General features: G+C 67.4%; 19 protein-coding genes and 2 tRNA genes. 13 read left to right on the top strand and 8 right to left on the bottom strand.

Features of this window, described 5'->3' with window-relative positions:
• The first annotated feature begins 90 nt into the window (after window positions 1-90).
• Window positions 91-576, top strand: a complete 486-nt coding sequence (locus AC069H_RS33810; protein ID WP_478235031.1) for an RDD family protein — start codon at window positions 91-93, stop codon at window positions 574-576.
• Window positions 577-628: 52 nt separating this feature from the next.
• Here the strand turns inward: AC069H_RS33810 and AC069H_RS33805 are convergent, their stop codons facing one another.
• Both AC069H_RS33805 and AC069H_RS33800 read right to left on the bottom strand, forming a co-directional pair.
• On the bottom strand, window positions 629-1138 hold the full coding sequence (locus AC069H_RS33805; RefSeq protein ID WP_478235030.1) for a hypothetical protein: 510 nt from the start codon (window positions 1136-1138) through the stop codon (window positions 629-631).
• A 548-nt stretch (window positions 1139-1686) separates the two neighbouring features.
• Window positions 1687-2415: a DUF4191 domain-containing protein gene (locus tag AC069H_RS33800; RefSeq protein ID WP_340684310.1), complete on the bottom strand. Its 729-nt coding sequence runs from the start codon at window positions 2413-2415 to the stop codon at window positions 1687-1689.
• Window positions 2416-2478: 63 nt separating this feature from the next.
• Here AC069H_RS33800 and AC069H_RS33795 point away from each other — a divergent pair, with 63 nt between their 5' ends.
• The 6 genes from AC069H_RS33795 to AC069H_RS33770 all read left to right on the top strand — a co-directional run bounded on the left by AC069H_RS33795 (window position 2479) and on the right by AC069H_RS33770 (window position 6998).
• Window positions 2479-4566, top strand: a complete 2088-nt coding sequence (locus tag AC069H_RS33795; protein WP_478235029.1) for an ATP-dependent DNA helicase UvrD2 — start codon at window positions 2479-2481, stop codon at window positions 4564-4566.
• A 216-nt stretch (window positions 4567-4782) separates the two neighbouring features.
• A complete protein-coding gene (locus AC069H_RS33790) occupies window positions 4783-5049 on the top strand; it encodes a hypothetical protein (protein ID WP_478235028.1) in 267 nt (88 codons plus the stop codon).
• Between the two features lie 167 nt (window positions 5050-5216).
• Window positions 5217-5600: a WhiB family transcriptional regulator gene (locus AC069H_RS33785; protein WP_478226686.1), complete on the top strand. Its 384-nt coding sequence runs from the start codon at window positions 5217-5219 to the stop codon at window positions 5598-5600.
• Entirely contained in the window at window positions 5597-5848 is a 252-nt protein-coding gene (locus tag AC069H_RS33780; RefSeq protein WP_126737722.1) for a hypothetical protein, read from the top strand. Before AC069H_RS33785 ends, AC069H_RS33780 begins: the two co-directional genes overlap by 4 nt.
• Window positions 5849-5952: 104 nt before the next feature.
• Complete coding sequence (locus AC069H_RS33775) at window positions 5953-6822, top strand: class I SAM-dependent methyltransferase (RefSeq protein WP_478235027.1); 870 nt, start codon at window positions 5953-5955, stop codon at window positions 6820-6822.
• A complete protein-coding gene (locus tag AC069H_RS33770; protein WP_478226904.1) occupies window positions 6816-6998 on the top strand; it encodes a hypothetical protein in 183 nt (60 codons plus the stop codon). Before AC069H_RS33775 ends, AC069H_RS33770 begins: the two co-directional genes overlap by 7 nt.
• Before the next feature lie 3 nt (window positions 6999-7001).
• Here the strand turns inward: AC069H_RS33770 and AC069H_RS33765 are convergent, their stop codons facing one another.
• The 3 genes from AC069H_RS33765 to AC069H_RS33755 form a co-directional block, all read right to left on the bottom strand.
• The gene (locus AC069H_RS33765) at window positions 7002-7913 is read right to left on the bottom strand and encodes a hypothetical protein (protein WP_478226905.1); all 912 of its coding nucleotides are present in this window, start codon (window positions 7911-7913) and stop codon (window positions 7002-7004) included.
• Between the two features lie 142 nt (window positions 7914-8055).
• Window positions 8056-9396, bottom strand: a complete 1341-nt coding sequence (locus AC069H_RS33760) for an ABC1 kinase family protein (RefSeq protein ID WP_478226688.1) — start codon at window positions 9394-9396, stop codon at window positions 8056-8058.
• Between the two features lie 77 nt (window positions 9397-9473).
• Window positions 9474-10508: a hypothetical protein gene (locus AC069H_RS33755; protein WP_478235026.1), complete on the bottom strand. Its 1035-nt coding sequence runs from the start codon at window positions 10506-10508 to the stop codon at window positions 9474-9476.
• A gap of 163 nt (window positions 10509-10671) precedes the next feature.
• Between AC069H_RS33755 and AC069H_RS33750 the strand changes: the two genes are divergently transcribed.
• Window positions 10672-11235 (top strand): YgjP-like metallopeptidase domain-containing protein, encoded by a 564-nt coding sequence (locus tag AC069H_RS33750; RefSeq protein ID WP_478226906.1) that lies wholly within the window; start codon window positions 10672-10674, stop codon window positions 11233-11235.
• Window positions 11236-11241: 6 nt separating this feature from the next.
• On the opposite strand, the gene AC069H_RS33745 is transcribed toward AC069H_RS33750, so the two are convergent.
• Entirely contained in the window at window positions 11242-12591 is a 1350-nt protein-coding gene (locus AC069H_RS33745; protein ID WP_378438212.1) for a zinc-dependent metalloprotease, read from the bottom strand.
• Window positions 12592-12794: 203 nt separating this feature from the next.
• Here AC069H_RS33745 and AC069H_RS33740 point away from each other — a divergent pair, with 203 nt between their 5' ends.
• Window positions 12795-13799 (top strand): YlbL family protein, encoded by a 1005-nt coding sequence (locus AC069H_RS33740; RefSeq protein WP_425342081.1) that lies wholly within the window; start codon window positions 12795-12797, stop codon window positions 13797-13799.
• Between the two features lie 126 nt (window positions 13800-13925).
• Here the strand turns inward: AC069H_RS33740 and AC069H_RS33735 are convergent, their stop codons facing one another.
• Entirely contained in the window at window positions 13926-14474 is a 549-nt protein-coding gene (locus AC069H_RS33735) for a PPA1309 family protein (protein WP_478226690.1), read from the bottom strand.
• Between the two features lie 156 nt (window positions 14475-14630).
• On the opposite strand from AC069H_RS33735, the gene AC069H_RS33730 reads away from it, so the two are divergent.
• Window positions 14631-17627, top strand: a complete 2997-nt coding sequence (locus AC069H_RS33730; protein WP_478235025.1) for a UPF0182 family protein — start codon at window positions 14631-14633, stop codon at window positions 17625-17627.
• Between the two features lie 67 nt (window positions 17628-17694).
• Window positions 17695-17768, top strand: a tRNA-Met gene (locus tag AC069H_RS33725).
• A 166-nt stretch (window positions 17769-17934) separates the two neighbouring features.
• Here the strand turns inward: AC069H_RS33725 and AC069H_RS33720 are convergent.
• Complete coding sequence (locus AC069H_RS33720; RefSeq protein ID WP_478235024.1) at window positions 17935-19386, bottom strand: FAD-dependent monooxygenase; 1452 nt, start codon at window positions 19384-19386, stop codon at window positions 17935-17937.
• A 93-nt stretch (window positions 19387-19479) separates the two neighbouring features.
• On the opposite strand from AC069H_RS33720, the gene AC069H_RS33715 reads away from it, so the two are divergent.
• Together AC069H_RS33715 and AC069H_RS33710 are read left to right on the top strand one after the other, a co-directional pair.
• Window positions 19480-20073, top strand: a complete 594-nt coding sequence (locus AC069H_RS33715; protein ID WP_478235041.1) for a TetR family transcriptional regulator — start codon at window positions 19480-19482, stop codon at window positions 20071-20073.
• Between the two features lie 83 nt (window positions 20074-20156).
• Window positions 20157-20230 (top strand) — tRNA-Met (locus AC069H_RS33710).
• The last annotated feature ends 141 nt before the right edge of the window (window positions 20231-20371 follow it).

Here is a 20371-nt window from a genome sequence, read left to right as displayed (position 1 = left end):
CCCGTATGTTTCGCCAGTGTTAACGGGGCGGCGATATCGGGTAGTCGACCAGGGCGAATGTGGTCGGCGCCACCGGCATACCCTGGATGGGTGGCGAGATGGACCGGAGAATGGCTACCCGGAGCCGGCGATGAGACGACGGCCGGTGGCGAGGGTACGCAGCGTTGGCGTGGTGAGCGACTCGGCTTGCCCCAGTCGGGTGTCGGTTCGGTAGCGGGCGGCGGTGCACGCCTGCTTGGGCTGCTCATCGACCTTGTTCTCGCCTCGCTGGTCACCACCCTCTTCGTGACTCCCAGCCTTCAGGATCCGGCCGTCATGCAGACCTTCAACCTCTGGTCGGTCGGCGTCTGGGCAGCGATCACGGTCATTCCCGCCGCCTTCTTCGGGTTCACCCCCGGTATGGCAGTGGTCGGAATCCGCGTCGCCAGGTTCGACGGCGCGCAAATGGTCGGTGTGTGGCGTGCAGCAGTGCGAGGGGCGCTGACCTTTGTGATCATTCCAGCCGCGATCCGCAACATCGACGGGCGAAGCTGGCTCGACCGGCTGACCGGAACCGTCGTAATCCGCATGCGATGACCACAGGTGGAGAGCAAGGGACCTTTGCTCTCGCCGGAGGAAGCGGCAGCGGTCAGGCGGCCGGTGTCGCAGGCACGCTCCCGAGATCTGGAGGCGGTCGTTGTCGGGCGCGGCGATGGGCTGCTCGCAGGTCTTGGATCACCACCAGCGGCTCGTCACGTAGCTGTGCCGGGCTCGCCTGGACGACGATGAGGCCTGGAGCGACCAGGGCCGGCATCTCGGACCTCTTGTCCGGTTCGAGAGAGACTTCGTCGTAGCGGACTTGCAGCGCGACGCCGACCTGCGGCCACCAGGCATCGGCGATCCCGACAACCACTCCGTCCGGAGTCCGTAGCTCTGCCTTCCGCATGGGTTTGGGCAGGTCGCTGCGCTCGACCACAGACTCCAGCCACTGCTCGACGGCGGAGTCGACACCGTCCTGGAGGGCGTTGACGACTATTCGAGGGAGCGCCGAGCCGATCGTGCTGGCCTGAGCCAGCTCGTCTCGAAGTTCCTCTGAAGTGCAGAGGCCGCGGTGGACCGCGTCGTGGATCATCGCCCGCACCGACCTGAGCTCGTCCATACGTCGAGCGGCGTCGATGAGAGCCCGGGCTAGAGGAGCGACAGGCAGTCCGTCGATCTCCACTGGTTCCGGCAGGTGGATCGTTCGTTCTACGACGGCGAATCCCCAGGTGGCGACCTTGCTCCGGTGGGGGATCAGGGTGTGCGCCCGTCTTTCTGGCGGGAGTCTTCGGACCCCGTACAATCTGGCGGCCTGCACTCCGGTGAGCATCGCCTCCGGGCCCGCGTGAGTCAGTGCGACCCTCAAGAGCTGGTACTTGGTCGGCGTGGCACTGGTCAGAAGGATGACGCCGGGTATCGGACGGCGCCACGGGCCGCCTTCGCGGCAACGGCGCGAGATCGAGGAATGGGAGTGCCCGAGGGCGACAAGTTTCGCCCGGGCGGCCACGCCGTCCGGGAACATCGCTGCCAGCGCCCTCTGCCGGGCGCTCGAGGTTCCGTCCACACAGTGATCATGCGACCACCCACCGACAGTTTTGCCCGGAAACGAATCAGGGGTCCTTTGCTACCGCACGCGGCGGTAGCAAAGGACCCCTGATCCTCGTTTCGTCAGCGGCGACGGATGGTGCGCTGGACGTTGCGCATCTTCGCGCCGGCGGGCATCGGGCCCTTGGGCATGGCGGCACCGCGGTTGCCGAGTGCGGCCAGCTTCGCTTCCAGCGCGTCGACCTGGGCGGGCTTGAGGTTGCGCGGCAGCTTCATCAGGTGGCTCTGCAGCTTCTTCAGCGGCACCTGCTGGTCTTCGTTACCGATGATCACGTTGTAGATCGGTGTCTCACCGATCAGGCGGGACACACGCTTCTTCTCCTGCGCGAGCAGGGACTTCACGCGGTGGGGCGCACCCTCGGCGACGAGCACGACACCCGGACCACCGAGAACTCGGTGCACGGCGTCGAGCTGGGTGGTGGCCGCCACGGTCGGCGTCACCTTCCAGCGGCCGCGCATGTTCTCGAGCGCCCACGCCGCGGCGCCCGGCTGCCCGTCGGCCTTCGAGTACACGGTCTTTTGGACCCGCCTGCCGAAAATGATCACAGCGGCGAGCGCGCCGAGCAGGATGCCCAGCGGCAGCACGACCCAGTGGACGTCGAAGATGAACCCGATGCCGAACACGACACCGGTGATGACCAGGAGCGATCCGACCATCCAGGGGATGAGCGCCTTGTCTTCCTTACGCTGCATCTTGAAGGCCTCGAAGATCTGCCCGCGGCGAGCCTTGCTCGCGGCACGCTTCTCCTTCTTGGCCAGCTTCGCTGCTTCCTTGTCCTGCTTTCCCGCCATGTGACCAGGATACGGCCGCGTGCCCTGCGCCGATCCCGTCGGGCCCTCTGCGAGGATCGGGACGTGGTTAGCGCATCGTCCCCGAAGAGTCGTCCAGGCCTGCTCGATGGGCTCGATCCCGAGCAACGCGCCGCCGCCTGCGCGCCGAGGGGGCCGGTCTGTGTCCTCGCGGGGGCAGGGACCGGCAAGACTCGGACGATCACACACCGCATCGCCCACCTGGTCCGTTCCGGCCACGTCGCCGCTGGTCAGGTCCTCGCTGTCACCTTCACGACCCGCGCCGCAGGTGAGATGCGCACGCGTCTTCGGGGGCTGGGTGTGGACGCCGCCCAGACGCTCACGTTCCACGCCGCCGCCCGTCGCCAGTTGCGGTATTTCTGGCCTCAGGTTGTCGGGGACCGGCCCTGGGAGCTGCTCGAGAACAAGTTCCGCTACATCAGCCAAGCCGCCAACAAGGCTGGCCTCGGCACCGAGACGGAACTACTGCGTGACCTCGCCAGTGAGATCGAGTGGAGCAAGGCCTCTTTGGTATCGCCGGACGACTATCCGGCGGTAGCCGCACGGACGCAGCGGGACACACCGGCGCCCGCATCGCAGGTCGCGGAGGTCTACCGCAACTACGAGAAGGTCAAGAACGCCGCCCAGGTGCTCGACTTCGACGACCTGCTCCTGCACACCACGGCCGTCCTCGAGGAGCACACGGTGGTAGCCCAGGAGTTCCGCGAGCGCTATCGCTGCTTCGTCGTCGACGAGTATCAGGACGTCACCCCGCTGCAGCAGCGGCTGCTCGACGCCTGGCTCGGCGGCCGTGACGACTTGACCGTCGTCGGCGACGCCAACCAGACCATCTATTCGTTCGGTGGTGCTTCTCCCCGGCCGCTCCTGGAGTTCACGCGGAGGTTCCCCGAGGCGACAGTCGTGAGGCTCGAGCGGGACTACCGGTCGACTCCGGAGGTCGTGGCTCTCGCCAATCAAGTGATCGGTGCCGCGCGCGGCCGCCCTGCGGGGTCGAGGTTGAAGCTGATCGGCCAGCGCCCTTCCGGGCCGGTCCCGCGGTTCGCCGAATACGACGACGAGACCGCTGAGGCCGCGGCTGTCGCGCGCAGGATCCGTGATCTGCTCGACAGCGGAGTGGCGGCCAGCGAGATCGCGGTGCTTTACCGCGTCAACGCCCAATCAGAAGCCTACGAGCAGGCTCTGGCGGAGATGGGCATCCCGTACCTGGTCCGCGGCGGCGAGCGGTTCTTCGCCAGGGCCGAGGTCCGGCAGGCCATGTCCGCGCTGCGGATGGCGTCGACCGACACCTACACCGGCGAGCTGGTGACCCACGTGCGCTCGGTTCTCGCGAAGGTGGGGCTCACCGACCAGCCTCCTGCCGGAGGCGCGGCGAAAGAGCGGTGGGACGCGCTTCTTTCGATCGTCGAGTTGGCCGAGGAGCTGGCTTCCACCGTCGAAGATGCGGCTCTCCCTCGCTTCGTGGCGGAGCTCGAACAGCGGGCGACAGCGCAGCATCCGCCGACGGTGGAGGGCATCACCCTGGCCTCGCTTCACGCGGCGAAAGGTCTCGAATGGGACGCCGTGTTCCTCGTGGGGCTCGCCGAGGGAACCATGCCGATCCTCCACGCCGACGGCGACGACGCGGCCATCGAGGAAGAGCGCCGCCTCTTCTATGTCGGCGTCACAAGAGCCCGAGAGCATCTCTCGTTGTCGTGGGCCTTGGCCAGGACGCCGGGAAATCGCCGTAATCGGCGACGCAGCAGATTCCTCTACGGCCTCATCCCCGAAGACCACCCGGCGGCGCGGGTCGCCCGATCGCAGCAGCCGAAGCAGTCCGGTAGCAAGGCCCGGTGCCGCGTGTGCGGCGGGCCGCTGCTGGAGACACTCGACATCAAGCTCGGCCGGTGCTCCCGTTGCCCGTCCAACGTGGACGAGCAGCTGCTCGAGAAGCTGAAGTCCTGGCGAGGGGAGCGCTCGCGGGAGCTCAAGGTGCCGGCCTTCGTCGTTTTCACGGACGCGACGCTCGTCGCCATCGCCGAGCAGCGGCCTACCGATGACACGGCGTTGTGTGCCATCTCCGGGATCGGTGCGACGAAGCTTGAGCGCTTCGGGGCGGAGGTTCTCGACGTCGTGCGGGCCTCGGTGGAGACTTGACCGCGTTCCAGGCTTGATCCACGCGGCGAACCTGCTGCTCAGAGCCGATCTTCGCAACTTCGACGGATTTTCTGGAAAATAAGTTGCCCTGGTGTGGCCGGGGGCAATAACCTGCAGGTACCGGGCGGGAAGCGCCCGGTCTGGGGAAGAAAATCTACAACACAGCGTAGACCGCAGGTCGGTTCGCGCGCGACAGAGAAAGGTGGTGCCGGTGAAATGACGATCAACATGATGCTCGCGAACCCTGGCACCCGTCTGTCCTGCGTCGCGGAAGTCCCGCAGGCTCAGCGCCAGGGCACCTTTGTGCCCGCGAGCATCCTCGCCGCCCGTGGCACCCAGCGTTTCGACCTGAGCTGGATCGCCGCTGACAAAACCTTCACGCACGCTGCCGCCCTCGGTGGGGCGTACGTGAACGGTGGCGTCGATCTGCCGGTCATCAAGCAGTTCCGTGTTCCGTTGTCCGAACGGGAGCGAAGTTCCTGACCTAGTCAGGACCAGAGGCTCACGAAGGCCGCGGAACCGGTTACCGGATCCGCGGCCTTCGTGTTTTTTGCTGCACAGACAAGTTGGCTGCACAACCTAATTGGGGTTCAGCGTTGTCCAGTTCCACCGTGAGTACGAAATCCGTTACGGCACAGAGGAGTGCACCTATGTCATCGGCCATAGCTTTCGCGCCGGGGGAGGCCCTGCCCTTCGCCGACGCCGGCGTCGTCGACCTGCTCGACGCCATCGACTCGCCCGAGTCGATGCTTCCCTGCCGTTCGGGCGACGCGGACCTGTGGTTCGCCGAATCGCCGGCAGAGCTCGAGCGGGCGAAGGCGTTCTGCGTGGACTGCCCGGTCCGTTCCGCCTGCCTCGCGGGCGCCCTTTCGCGGCGTGAGCCGTGGGGTGTCTGGGGTGGCGAAATCTTCGAGCGCGGCGTTGTCGTCGCGCGGAAGCGGCCCCGTGGCCGCCCCCGGAAGAACGCGGTCGTCGAGCCCGCCGCCGAGGCTCGCCCCGTCGCGCGCAAGGTCGAGCGGAGCGCAGCGGCATGACCGTCGAACTCATCACCACCAGGGATTACGAGGCGCGGACGGGAACTCACGCGCCGACCGAATTGAACGAGATCAAGGTCGAGGAGACCAGCGAAATGTTGCTTTATGAAGAACTGTCCAGGGCCCGAATACGAGACCTCGAGGAGGGAGTCCGCGCGCAGCGGGCTCGGAGCGGCCCACGCGCCGCGCGCAGGTGGACCAAGGTCGCCCGCTGGGCGACCCGGCGAGCTGAGCGCTTTCAGGCCTGACCACTCAGGGGGAGCGGGGGACCTTTGCTATCGCGCCGCGATAGCAAAGGTCCCCCGCTCCCTTTTGGGACGTGGTGCGGCTCGGCGTGGTGTTCACTGGGGGAATGGCCGTACACACACATGACGACATCGACTGGTCTGATCGGCTTCGCTCGCTTCGCATGGCGGAGGCACTCGATGCCGAGACGATGCGAGCGGCGGCTCGACGGCTGCTGGAGGGCATGCCGGACGGGCCGACCATCCTCGATGTCGGCTGCGGCGCGGGCGGGATGAGCGTGCTTTTCGCCGAGGAGCTCGCCGCTGCCGGCGCCAAGATCGTGCTGGTCGATGCGACCGAGCATCTGCTCGCCGAAGCGCACCGAGTCGTCAGCGCGGCCGCGGGGGAGAGGGCCGTCGTCGAGACGATCCACGCCGACGTGGCCGACGAAGGATTGCCCGCCAAGCTCCCTGCCGCCGATCTCGTCTGGGCTTCCCGAGTGGTCCACCACCTGCCCGACCAGCAGGCGGCCATCGACACCCTCGCCCGGCTCGCCCGACCCGGCGGGCTGGTCGCCATCTCCGAGGGCGGCCTGGACTTCAACTGCCTCCCCTGGGATCTCGGCATCGGCCGCCCGGGGCTCGAGGAGAGGCTCCTAGCCGCACGCGGCGAGTGGTTCGCCGAGATGCGGGCAGGAATTCCCGGCTCCGTTTCCATGCCCTACGGCTGGAACATCGCGCTGCAGCGAGCCGGACTCGTCGACGTCGATTCCTTCGGGGTGCTCATTCACCACCCGGCGCCCGGCCCGGAACTGCTGCGCGAGTTCGTCATCGAGCGGGTGACCTGGCTGAACGAGGTCGCGGGCGATCGCCTCGGCGATGACGACCACGAGACCGCGGCCGCGCTGGTGGATCCGGAGAACCCGGCCTTCCTGGGCGCTCGCTCGGACCTGTTCCTTCAGGGGGCGAAGACCATCCATTGTGGACGGCGATCGTGAGCGAACAGTCCACTTGCTCGTTGTGCGGCCGGATCCGCGGTGGCGACGAGGAGCCCGCACAGACACTCGCCTGGGTTTCCACCCGCGAGAAGAACGTCGTGCGTTGGATGTGCCCCGCCTGCGCTCGCCGTCACACCCGCGACATCGAAGGAAAGCTGCCGGACGAGTATTGGTGAGCCTTAGGCGGCGTCGATCCGGCCGATCGTACGGACCTTCGGCCTCGGCGTCCGCGTCGCTTCGGCGAACGCCCTGACGAGCTCCGACGCGACTTCCAGCGGAACCTTCTTCAGCTGGTCGATCGTGCAGCGGACCAATACGGTCCCGGTCGCGGTCAGCGCCAGCGGGTGGAAATTCGCGGCGTCTTGTTTCGGGGTCCGGAATTGCCACGCCATGCCGATGTCGTCCCACCAGGCGTCGGCGGTGCCGATAGGGCGTCCCCGCCTGTCGCAGAGTGTCGTGTTCCACGAAGGCGAGGGCAGCGGGCAGCCGCTGAGGACCTTCTTCGCCAGCCCGTGCGCGTACGTCTCTTCGGGATCGACGCGTCGCAGAGCAGCGCGGACCGCGGCCGAGCCTCGCCGGTTACCGGAATCGAGCTCCTCGCTGAGTTCGTCGAGCGTGCACAGCCCCCAATACAGCGGCAGCGAGATCAGCTCGTCGATTCGCGTGGGATCGAGCTCCAGCCGGGCGAGATCGAGCGCCGCCCGGGCAGGTGGGGCGAACGGGACGCCGTCGATCATGGTCGGCGGCGGCATCCGGGTGGTTCTTCGCGGCAGCATGCCGGGCTCCGCTGGCATGCGCCGATAGTCGGGGACAAGGAGATGGACCTCCCGTGTCAGCGGGCAGCCGACACCTCGTGCGCGTAGCGCGTCGGCACCTGTCACCACAACCTCCGGCCCGAACCGCGCGACAGCGGCTTGCAGCAGCTGAAGCCGGGTGGGCGCGGAGTCGCGCAACAGGATCACGCCCGGCATCAGCCTTCGCCACGGTCCGCCCGGGCCGCAGAGCTTCGCGGCGTAGCGCGCGGTGACGCCCGCCTTCCGCAGCTCGCGGCTGGTGACGATGCCGGATTCGCTGGTGTTACTGAGCGCCATGAGTCGGGCGCTTCGTGTAGTGGTCATGAATCGAGGATGGCCGCTGGGCCGACCGGGTGGAACCACTTCCGCGAACTTGTGGACAACTCGCCCGAGCAACCCCGTTTTCGGCTCAGTCGCAAAGTTCCCTGTGGATAACTTCTCAGGCCGCGAAGCCCGGCTGCCACCGTTCGACGATCGCGCGGGCGGGGATCTCGGCGTCGAGCTGACAGAGGATGCCGGTCGATCCGGCGGTCACCCGGTGGATCATCAGGTACTCGGGCGGCAGGTTGAGGGAGCGGCCGATCCGGAAATCCCGGCCGCGGGTGTCGCCGACCCTGCCCGCCTGCCGCTGCATCCAACGGCGGGTGAAGTGGAACGTGTCGCCCGCCAGCGGCTCGGTGAACGGCGCCAGGTAGGCGAGCACATCGTCGGCCCGGAGATCCGCGTCGCCCCGGATGAAGCCGGATTCCCTGAGCAGCTGCATGAGCTTCGCGGACTCACCGTCGAGCGCCAGCCTGGTCATCTCGCCGAGGTGCTGCGGGATCCCTTCGGGTAGTCGGGACACCCCGCCGAAGTCGATGACGCACAGCCTGCCGTCGGCGGTCAGCATGAAGTTGCCGGGATGCGGGTCCGAATGCAGGAGCCGGGCCCGTTCCGGCGACGAATAGTGGAACTCGGTGAGCAGGCGGCCGGCGCGGTCTCGTGTCTCCTTGTCGCCGCCGGCGATGATCTTCGACAGCGGGGTGCCGGTGGCCCACTCGGTGACGACGACCTTCGGCGCACTGGCGACCACGCGGGGGATCAAGAACCCGGGGACGCCTTCGAACGCTTTGACGAAAGCACGCTGGTTCTGTGCTTCGGCCTGGTAGTCGAGCTCTTCGTTCATCCGCTCGGCGAGTTCCGCCAGGAGCGGCTTCACTTCGGTCCCCGGCACGAACGCCTGGAACAACCTGCTGAAACGCTGGAGCTGCCGGAGGTCGCTCCGCAAGGCGTCGTCAGCTCCGGGATATTGCACTTTGACGGCGACTTCGCGGCCGTCGTGCCAGGTCGCGCGGTGGACCTGGCCGATGCTCGCGGAAGCGGCAGGCTCGTCGTCGAAGGCCGCGAACCGCTGCTGCCAGGTGCGTCCCAGCTGCTCGGCGAGGACCCGATGGGTCTGCCGGTTGGGCATGGGCGGTGCGGCGGCCTGAAGCTTCGTGAGGGCCTCGCGATAGGGCTTCGCCATCTCGTCCGGCACCGCGGCCTCGAAGACGCTCAGCGCCTGGCCGAACTTCATCGCGCCGCCCTTGAGCGTGCCGAGGACCTCGAAGAGCTGCTCTGCCGCCTTGGCGGACAGAGTCGCGTTGACCTCTTCGGCGCTTTGCCCGGTCAGCCGCCTGCCCCAGCCGCCGACCGCCCGCCCCGCTATGCCGAGCGGGATACTGGCCAGCTTCGCCGTTCGCGCGGCCCCGTTGCGGGGGATGGCGGCTTCACGGTCCTCGGCGTTGCGGGAGTCGGTCACCTTCGCGATTCTGCCTTGATTCACTGCACCCGCGCAGCCTGTTGAGGGAGTGCGTGTGGGCTACGTCGCTTGCCGTATCAACGAGCGCCGCATCCGCATGCGGTGTGCGGCGGCCAGTCGCGATGCCGGATCTTGCCGTCGAAGAAGTCGATCTCCAGCGTGGCGTTCCAAGCGGGCGGCGCCTGATCGCTCGGGGACAGAAGCCTGAGCGCCTGTGCGGCGGCGAGCGCGGCGCAGGCCTGAACGGAGCCGAGATCCGCTCGCTGCACACGGCCGACGAGCTGGCTCGCCACCCTCGGCCAGGAATCGTCGCGGCCGGCCCGGTGCAGGTCGGCGCAGCGCAGGCAGCTGCTGCGGCCGGGCACCACCAAAGGTCCCACGATGCCGACCCCGTCCCGGACGCGCACCGGTAGGTGGTTGACCCCGTCGCGGACGAGTTCGTCGACCACTTCGGGGGCAGGTACCACGGCGTCGGTGAGCAGGACGAGTTCCGGCCGTCGGTCCGAGTAGAGCCGCGTTGTCACGGTGCTCGCCCTGGTGCGGTGCACGACCCGAGCCATCGCGTCCCGGCGTGGCATCCCGATTTCGGCTTCGGTGTAGCCCGAGCCCAGGTCACCTTCGAGAACCTTGCCCGAAGCTCGGACGTCGATATGCCCGACTCCGCCGTTGGCGAGCAGGACGGCGATGGCCACCGCGAGCCTGCCGTCGCCGTGGATCGCCACCGCGGTGCGCTTGCGGCGGGCCGTCATGGCCGCCTGATGGTGGCGAGCGCGAAGCGACCAGAGCCCGGTCTCCGGTCTCGGTCTCGGATGCCGTTCGGACTGGCCCGCCTCGGTCACGAGACCTCGAGCCGTGAGGTCCGTCATCAGGTCCCGCAGCTGTTCGTCGTGTTCGCTCTGCGCGAGCACGATGTCGTCCGCGGCCTGTTTCCCGTCCAGCCCGCGGAGGGCTTCGGCCACCTCGGTGGCGACGCCGGCGATCACCACGGCGTGTGCGGGGTCGAGGCCGATCTGGATCTCGCCGTTTCCCCGGTCCAGCACATCCAGCCCCGGAAGCAGGGTGGGGAAGGCGGGCAGGATGATCGATCGCAGGTCCGGTTCGCGAAGGTTCATGATCGCAGGATCGCACCCATTCGCGGTCCGTCCGCTCGGAAGAACGCGAGTTATCCACAGGTTGACCCCGTTGTGGACAACTGGAGGCTGTGACCTTTCGGCTCTCGGAGTTGTCGGTGACTGGCCTTACCGTGGTCGAGTGGTCGAAGCACGGACGCCCTCATTGAGGGGTCGGGACACGACGAATCCGTCGGACACTCCCGAACACAAGGTCGAGGTACGGCGTAGCCAACGCCGCCACCGGACCGTCACCGCGTACTGGGACGAGGACACCCTCGTCGTGCTGATCCCTGCCCGGATGACCCGGGCGGAGGAGAAGCACTGGGTTGCCGAGATGCAGCGCAAGCTGCTGCGCAAAGGCCCGCGGCAGGCCGCGCCGCCGAAGGCGTCGGACGAGGCGCTGCTGGCACGCTGCGCCGTGCTCTCGGTGAAGTATCTGGACGGGAAGGCGATACCCGCGAGCGTTCGCTGGGTCCCGCCGATGAGGACGAGGTGGGCGTCCTGCACACCGGTCGACGCGACGATCAGGGTCAGTGATCGTCTGCGCCGGGTGCCGGGATGGGTGCTGGACTACGTCCTCGTGCACGAACTCGCGCACTTGAAGGAACCAGGGCACAACGCGGCGTTCTGGGAGCTCGTTCGCCGTTATCCCAAGACCGAACGCGCCATCGGCTACCTGGAGGGCCTGTCCTCCGCCGCCGGATGGGGCATCGCGGCGGAGGACTGACGTGCCTCAGTTCTCTTCTTCGTCGCCCTTGGGCTTGTTCTTCTCGCGCTCGGTCCGTTCGATCTCGGCGATCGGGTCGATGCCTTCGAGCGTCGACTCGCCATCGCCGAGGCGTTCGGAGAAGTCGAGCGGCTCGTCGAGGTCGTCGGCGGTCGGCATCAGGTCGGGGTGGGACCAGAGGCCGTCCCGCTTCTCGATGCCGTGCTGGTCGCCGACGAGCTTCCACAGCGAGGAGGCCGCCCGCATCCGCCTTGGCCGGAGCTCAAGCCCGACCAAGGTGGCGAAGGTCTGCTCGGCCGGGCCACCCGTGGCCCGGCGGCGGCGCAGCGTCTCCCGGAGCGCGTCCGCGCCCGGAAGCCGGTCGCCGATGGCCTCGGCGACCACGACGTCGACCCAGCCTTCGACCAGCGCGAGCAGGGTTTCCAGGCGGTTCAGCGCCGCCTTCTGCTCGGGCGAGGTCTGCGGCTCGAGCAGGCCGGAGGACATGGCCTCTTCGATGCTGGCCGGGTTCGACGGGTCGATCTGGCCGGCGAGCTGCTCCAGCGCCGACGTGTCGACGGAGATACCGCTCGCGAACTCCTCGACGGTGGCCAGAAGTCGCTGCCGCAGCCAAGGGACGTGGGCGAACAGCCGCTGGTGGGCGGCCTCGCGTGCGGCGATGAAGACCAGCACCTCACTGGTCGGCAGCTCCAGGCCCTCGGTGAACTTCTCGATGTTCGCCGGCAGCAGCGCGGAGGTGGCCGCGGGGCCGAGCGGGAGACCGACCTCGGTGGAGGTGAGCACTTCGGAAGCCAACTGAGCCAGAGCGTTGCCGAGCTGGGAGCCGAAGGCCATTCCACCCATCTGCCCCATCATCGAGAGGAGTGGACCGGCGGCCTGCTTGGCCTCCTCGGGCAGGGCCTGGACCCACGCGCCCGAGACCTGCTGGGCGACGGGGTCGCAGAGGCGCTGCCACGTGGGCAGGGTCTTCTCGACCCAGGTACGCGCGGACCAAGCGACGGTGGTCGTGGCTCCGGCGGGCAGGATCGTCGCGGCGTCGAGCCACAGCTCCGCCAGGTGGGCGGCGTCGCGGACGGCCGTACTCGAGTCGCCACCGCTGGATGACGAAAAGCCGAGTTGGACGTCGGCGCTTCCGCTGCTGCTGAGGTTCTGCAACGCGATCTGTTTCGCCAGGTCATAGTTGACCGGCCCGGTCGAGCTGCCGGCCTGGCTGAGCATCTGGCCCAGCTGGCTGAGCATCTGACCGAGCTGATTGAAGGCCTCGGCGCCGGAGGGCTGGCCGCCGGAATCCGACGGCTCGTTCTCGCCTCGTTTGTCGGGATCGGGCGGTCCGAAGCCGAACGGGGGTTTGCTCATGGCACCACCGTACGCGGGTCCCGGGATTCACAGCTCGTCAAGTGGAGTGATGAGCGTGGCCTTCACCGAGAAGCGAACACCGTCACCGTACGCTGTCACGCGTGACAGAGCCCTCGGAGGAGACCACAGGAGCGCGGAGCCGTGCGGGCTCCGCGGGTGACCAGGACCGCTCCGAACGGCGGCTGACCCGGCGCGGCTGGACGCTGCTGGTCAGCGGTGCGCTGTTCGTCGCCTTCGCGCTGGTCGGGTTCTTCATCCCGGTGCCGTATGTGGCGATCAGCCCCGGGCCGACCTACGACACCCTCGGCAAGGACGCGGCCGGCCAGTCCGTGATCCAGGTCAACGGGCACGAGGTCTTCCAGACTTCCGGTGAGCTGCGGATGACGACGGTCTCCCTGCGTGATGGCGGCATCACGCTGTTCAACGCGCTCGGGCTCTGGGCCAGCGGCCGGTACGCGCTGGCGCCGCGCGAGGAATATTTCAAGCCGGGCGAAACCAACGAGCAGGTCCGGCAGGAGAACATCCAGCAGCTGCAGGACTCGCAGACCGCTGCCCAGGTCGCCGCGCTGCGCCGCAAGTTCCCGGTGAAGGTGCTCGCGAAGACGATCGTCTCCGGCAGTCCCGCGGACAAGGTGCTCGCCCCCGGCGACCGGCTTCTGGTGGTCAACGGGAAGACGGTCACGGAGGCGACCGAGGTGCGGGCCGCCCTGAATGGGACGAAGCCCGGGCAGACCGTCCAGATCACCTTCAAATCCGACGGCCAGGCCGAACGCACCGTGCCGCTCACGCTCGCGCAGCGGCCCGATGGGCCGGAAGGCTTCATGGGCCTGACCGCGGTGGACCGTGCCGACGTTCCCTTCGACGTGAAGATCTCGCTGCAGGATGTCGGCGGCCCGTCGGCGGGCCTGATGTTCGCGCTCGCGATCGTCGACAAGATGGAGCCCGGCGACCTCGCCGGTGGCAGGCATATCGCCGGGACGGGCGAGATCTCCGAGAAGGGCGTCGTCGGCGCGATCGGCGGCATCTCGTTCAAGGTGGTCGGCGCTCGCGAGGCCGGCGCCACCGATTTCCTCGTGCCCGCGCACAACTGCGCCGAGGCGAAGACCGCCGCGCCCGAGGGCCTGAACCTGATCAAGGTGTCCACGCTGGACGAGGCGATCGCGCAGCTCGAGAACCTCAAGGCGGGTAGGCCGACCGCCTCCTGCTGACCGCCGGGGGAGCAAGGGACCTTTGCTACCACCTCGCGGTTCTGCCTGAAGAGGGCAAGGGACCTTCGCTATCGGCCGCGACCCGCGGCAGGTGGTAGCAAAGGTCCCTTGCTCTCTTTTCTCAGGTCAGGGCAGCAGGGTGGCTTTCAGTGCTTCGAGCAGGTTGGGCGCCAGCTCCGGGTTTTCGATGATCTCGTCGACAGGGACGTCACCGGGTTCGAAGGGCTGCCCGGCACCGCGAAGCCGCATGACGCACGCTCCGGCACCATCCCGCAGCACAGCCGCGACGAGGCGGGCTTCGGTCCGGCGGGGGTGGTCGGCGGCCGCTTGACGCAGGCGTTCGGCATCGGTCTCGGGCACGACGGGAAGCTCGGCTTCGGCGTCCGGCGGCAGCACGATGATCTCCTGCGCGAGCGCGCAGCCCAGCACCAGATCGGGCCACGCGATCTGCGCCAGCGCTTCACCCAGGTCACCGTCGGGCAGAGCCTCCTGCGCGACGGGCGTCAGCGGGGCCGACGGGTCGAGCTGCCCGGCCAGTTCGGGTTGTTCGTCCAGCAGCGCCGCGGTCGGGACCAGCGCGAACAACTGCGGGGGCTGGTCCCATCCTCCCGAAGCGACGAACTCCTCGACTTCGCGGGCCAGGCCGGCCACGCCCTGTTGCTCACTCGGTGCCATTGGCACATCGTTCCAGGCGACCGGGACGGTGGCCTTCCGAGTCCGGTTTGGGCGGGTTCCGGGAACTTCCGACGGCATCCGTAGAGTTAGAGCATCAGGGGCCGCACGCGGTACGCGCGTCCCCGCGAAAAGTTCACCAAACCAGGAGCGTGTGCAGTGGCCACTCGGCCCCCCGTGAGCCTGCCGAAGCTGTCCCGGCGCAGCCGGATCCTGCTCATCATCGCCGCCGTCGTCATTCTGGCGCTGCTGCTGGGCGCGAGACTGCTGGACACCTACGTCGACTGGTTGTGGTTCGGCGAGGTTGGTGCCCGCACGGTGTTCAGCACAGTGTTGATCACCCGTGTGGTCTTGTTCTTCGCCGTCGGGCTCCTGGTGGGAGGCTCGCTGGCGATCAGTTTGATGATCGCGTACCGGTCGAGGCCCGTCTTCGTGCCGATTTCCGGCAACGACGATCCGCTCGCGCGCTATCGATCGGCGATCGTCGGCCGGATCCGCCTGTTCGGCATCGGCATCCCGGTGCTCACCGGGCTCATCGCCGGCGCGTCCGCGCAGAGCGACTGGCAGGTCGTGCAGCTGTTCCTGAACGGCACGCCATTCGGTCAGACCGATCCCGAATTCGGCAATGACGTCGGCTTCTACGCCTTCGACCTGCCGTTCTACAACTGGCTCCTGGGCTGGCTGTTCATCTCGGTCGTCATCGCGTTCTTCGGGGCGCTGATCTCGCACTACATCTTCGGCGGCATCCGGCTCGCGGGTAAGGGCGGCCAGCTCGCCGGCCCGACCCGTGCCCAGCTCGCCATCACCATCGGCATCTTCGTGCTGCTGAAGGCGGTCGAATACTTCTTCGATCGCTACAACCTGCTGCTCTCCGACAGGGGGGCGCCGCTCTTCATCGGCGCGACCTACACCGACCTGAACGCGGTTCTGCCCGCGAAGCTGATCCTTCTGTGCATCTCGGTGATCTGTGCCGTCGCGTTCTTCGCCGGCGCGTTCCTGCGCAACCTGCAGCTGCCCGCGATCGCGCTGGTGCTGCTGATCCTGTCGAACGTGCTCGTCGGCGTCGCGTGGCCCGCCGTGCTCGACCAGTTCTCGGTGCGTCCCAACGCGAACGAGAAGGAGGCCGCGTCGATCCAGCGCAACATGGACGCGACCCGCCAGGCGTTCGGGCTGACCAACGTCGAGTACAAGGACTACACCGGCAAGTCCGAGGCGACCTCCGCGGAGATCAAGGCGGACAAGGGGACCGTCCCGAACATCCGGCTCCTCGACCCGAACGTCCTCAGCGACACGTTCACCCAGCGCGTCGGTCGTGAGAACTTCTACGGCTTCCCGTCCAAGCTGGACATCGACCGTTACACCCTCAATGGGGTCACGCAGGACTACATCGTCGCGGCCAAGGAGATCAAGACCGAAGGTCTGACCGGCAACCAGACGAACTGGATCAACAAGCACCTCGTCTACACGCACGGAAACGGTTTCGTCGCGGCGCCGGCCAACACGATCGACCGTGCGCTGAAGGACGCCAACTCCGACGGTGGTTACCCGATCGCCACCACCAGCGACACCCAGAACCCGGCGGGCGCCGGGGCGACCGACCCGAGCAAGCCGGGCATCAAGGTGGACGAGCCCCGTATCTACTACGGCGAGCTCGCGACCGATGCCGCGTACGCGATCGTTGGCGGCAAGGCGGGGCAGGCGCCGGGCGAGTACGACACCGCCGTCGACCGTGCCTACATCTACAAGGGTTCCGGCGGCGTGCCGATCGACAACTGGTTCAACCGCCTCGTTTTCGCCGCCGAGTACGGAGAGCGCAACATTCTCTTCTCCGATGCCATCGGTGACGGATCCAAGATCATGTTCAACCGCGAACCGCGGGATCGGGTCGCCAAGATCGCGCCGTGGCTGACCCTCGACGGTGACCCGTATCCGGCGGTCGTCGACGGCAAGATCAAGTGGATCGTCGACGGCTACACGACGATGAACAACTTCCCGTACGCCCAGCAGACCCAGCTCGGCCAGGCGACCAACGACTCGCTCAGCGGCACCACCCGCCAGGCGAACTCCTCGATCAACTACATCCGCAACTCGGTCAAGGCCACCGTCGACGCGTTCGACGGCACCGTGACCCTGTACGGGGTCGAGGACAACGAGCCGGTGCTCAACGCCTGGAAGCAGGTCTTCCCGGGCCTGGTCAAGCCGAGCAGTGAGATCTCGCCGGACCTGCGGTCGCACTTCCGCTACCCCGAAGACCTCTTCAAGGTGCAGCGGGAGCTCCTGTCGAAGTACCACGTGAACAACCCCGCGGAGTTCTACGCTCAGCAGGCCTTCTGGAGCGTTCCGCAGGACCCGACGCAGGAAGGCGGCGTGAACGCGTCCGCCTCCGGGATCGCCAACCAGCCCGGCTACTACGTCCTGGCCACCGCGCCGGGCGACACCAAGTCTCGGTTCCAGCTCACCAGTTCGCTGACCGGTCTCCAACGGCAGTACCTCGCGGCCTGGATGTCGGTGTCCTCGGATCCCGAGGACTACGGGAAGATGCGCGTCCTGAGACTGCCGACAGGCGCCAGCGGATCGACACAGGTGGACGGTCCCGTCCAGGTCCAGAACAGATTCCAAAGTGACCCACGGGTCGCACAGGACCGGACGCTGTTCAACAACCCGAACGTCACTGTCACCTACGGAAACCTGATCACGCTGCCCGTCGCCAACGGCTTCCTCTACGTGGAACCGGTCTACATCCGGCAACGGAACCAGCTGAGCTATCCGCAGCTGGCTCGTGTCCTGGTCTCCTACGGCACCAAGATCGGGTTCGCGCCGACGCTGAACGAAGCGCTCGACCAGGTCTTCGGCGCGGGCACGGGCTCCGGGGTCACACCGCCGCAGACCGGCGGCACCCCCGGACCCACGACGCCTCCGCCGCCGGGGACGACGACGCCGCAGCCGCCCGCCGGCGGTAACCCGGCGCTGGACAAGGCCGCCGGCGACATGCACGACGCCTGGGTCAAGTTCCGCGCCGCCCAGCAATCCGGGAACTACGCAGACCAGGGTGCCGCCCTGGCCGCGCTCGAAGCGGCCTCCAAGGCCTACGAGTCGGCCAAGGCGAACCCGCCGGCGTCCGGTGCGCCCCCGACCTCCGGCCAGCCTGGAGGGTGACGTCGCTTACCTAAAGGGCACCTGCTTTGCGCCTGCTCGAAACGCAGGCGTAAGGTAGGTGTCACGACGCGGGGTGGAGCAGCTCGGTAGCTCGCTGGGCTCATAACCCAGAGGTCGCAGGTTCAAATCCTGTCCCCGCTACAGAGGTTGGAGGCCCGTGTCTGCGGATTGCGCAGACCGGGCCTCCTTCGCATTTGTCCCGGGGGTCGAACCCCCGGACCCCCGCCAGGAGGGCTCCGCCCCCTGGACCCCCGGGCGTCGGTCGAGTGGGTGCCCTAGGTACCGCGGGGAGAGCAAGGGACCTTTGCTACCGCGTGGGGGCGACCCAGCAGGCGTAGCCATCGGGCCGGTACAGGACGGCTTCCACGGACGGCCACGGCAGCGCTGTGACCAGCTGGGTGGTCAGACGTGGCGACTGGGCGTGGGCCCGGGCGGCATCGACGTGGGCCTGAGTGGTCGTCAGGAGCACGAAGCCGCCGTCGCGGAAGAGCGTGCTGGGACGCAGCGGGCCGGCCTCCGTGGCGATGTCCTGGTCGGTGAGTCGTGAGCCGAGCGCGGGATGCGACGTCCCGTGCGTCGTGTAGCGGATCCCGAGACCGGAAACCATGCCCGACAGATACCGGCTCACCTCGGGCAGCGAGGTCAGGTCGGTGAAAAGGTCGCGAAGGGCGCGCGACTCGTGAGACCGCGGAGTCAGCCCCAGTTGAGCGGCGACGTTGTGCAGCACTTGCGCGCCGACAGGGTGCCGCTCGGCCTCGTAGGTGTCGAGCAGGTCGTCACCGGCCCATCCGCGTACTGTCGCGGCGAGCTTCCAGCCCAGGTTCATGGCGTCCTGCACGCCCAGGTTCAGCCCCTGGCCCCCTGCCGGGAAATGGATGTGCGCGGCATCGCCCGCCAGCAGTACCCGCCCGACGCGGTAGTGCTCCGCCTGCCGTGCCGCGTCGGAGAACTGTGACGCCCAGCGGATTTCCGACACCGTCGCCGTCTCGCCGTACGAGTCGAGCAGGGCCTGCCGGACCTCGTCGTGGGAGATGGCGGACCGGATGTCCTTGGGTCGCGAGGCCCTGTCGCCGTACACGAAGCGGTAGAGGCCCGGTTCTCCCAGCGGAATCAGGCCTTTGAACGTGGTCGCACCGGTCGGCTCGCCGACGTTCCGCATCGTTCGCCACTGTTTTTGCGCACCGGCGGGGATTTTGTCGAACAGGACGTCCGCGACCACCCCGAAACCTTCACCGTCCACACCGGGAAAGTCCACGTCGAGTCCTTTGCGTACAACGCTTCGAGCGCCGTCGCAGCCGACGAGGAACTTCGCGTGCAGCCGGTTCTCGCCAGTGTCTGTTCGGTACCGAACAGAGACAAAGTCCTTGTCCTGTACGAAATCGATTACTTCGGCGCCCCTGCTCACCTTCGTTCCTTGTGCGGCAAGCCGTTCCTCCAGGTACGCCTCGACCTGTGCCTGCGGAATCCCCAGCTGGAAAGGGAATCGAGTGCCCCAGCCGTCGTAGCCGATGGGGATCATCGCGAAATGCCCGTCCTGCACCGTCGCGAACGAACGCTCCTCGGCGCCATTCAGAAGTCCGCGCAGCTCCAGCATTTCCGCGGTCCTCGGCTGCAGGTTCAGTGCCTTCGACAGTCCTGTGCGTACGTGATGCCGTTCCAGGACCACGACATCGACGCCGGCGAGCGCGAGTTCGTGGGCCAGCGTCAGCCCGGCCGGCCCCGCTCCGGCCACGATCACGTCCGTCCCCAGGTTGTTCATGCCACTCCTTAACGACGTTAAATTGACCTGTGGTCAGCGTGCCCTTAACATCGTTAAATTGTCAAGGCGCTTCCGTTGGAATGAGGGATGAAAGTGGGTCTGACCAGGCAGGACATCGTCCGTGCCGGGCTTCGGCTGCTCAATGACGTCGGGCTCAACGGGCTGACGCTCCGCCTGATCGCGCAGGAACTCGGCGTCAAGGCGCCCGCGTTGTACTGGCATGTGAAGAACAAGCAGGAGCTGCTCGACGAGATGGCGACGCGGATGTACGCGGACGCGATGCCGGGCCGCGTTCCCGAAGGGGCAGGGGAGCGCGAGACTCTCGAGCTGGCGTCACGGGCTTTGCGCCGGATGATGCTCGCTTACCGTGACGGGGCGAAGGTGTTCGCAGGGACTTTCATGACCGACGACAGCCTTCTCGGTGACAATCCGTTTCAAGGGCGTGTCGACGCGGGGCTCGAACCGTACCTGGCCGGACGAGCGTTGTTCACCGTCTACAGCTACGTAGTCGGTTTCACCATCGAAGAGCAGGCCGTTTACCCGGTTCCGGGCGAACGGGACCCGCGCTATGACGCCACGCCCACGGCCTGGGTGTTCGATGAGGACGTCGAGGGCAGGTTCGCCGACGGGCTGACCATGGTGCTCAACGGCGTCTTCGGCTGGCTGGATGACAAAGTCTTGCCATAATGGCTGGTCAAAGGCACTTCGGGAAGTTAGGGGTACCCGCCTGAAAGTCGGTTTCGCCCCCATGTAATCTATTGACACAACGACGCGGGGTGGAGCAGCTCGGTAGCTCGCTGGGCTCATAACCCAGAGGTCGCAGGTTCAAATCCTGTCCCCGCTACAGATGAAGAAGAGGCGCGGGTCTGCGGAAATCGCAGACCCGCGCCTCCTTTTTTCCTGTTTCGTATCGAGCGCGCCCTCCGGGGCGATCACTTCCGTCGTTGGTCCGTGGGGCGGGTACCGCTGTCCGTGGCGGAGGCCG

Source organism: Amycolatopsis sp. NPDC043887, assembly GCF_056435665.1.
This window is presented reverse-complemented; position numbering and strand designations above follow the sequence as displayed.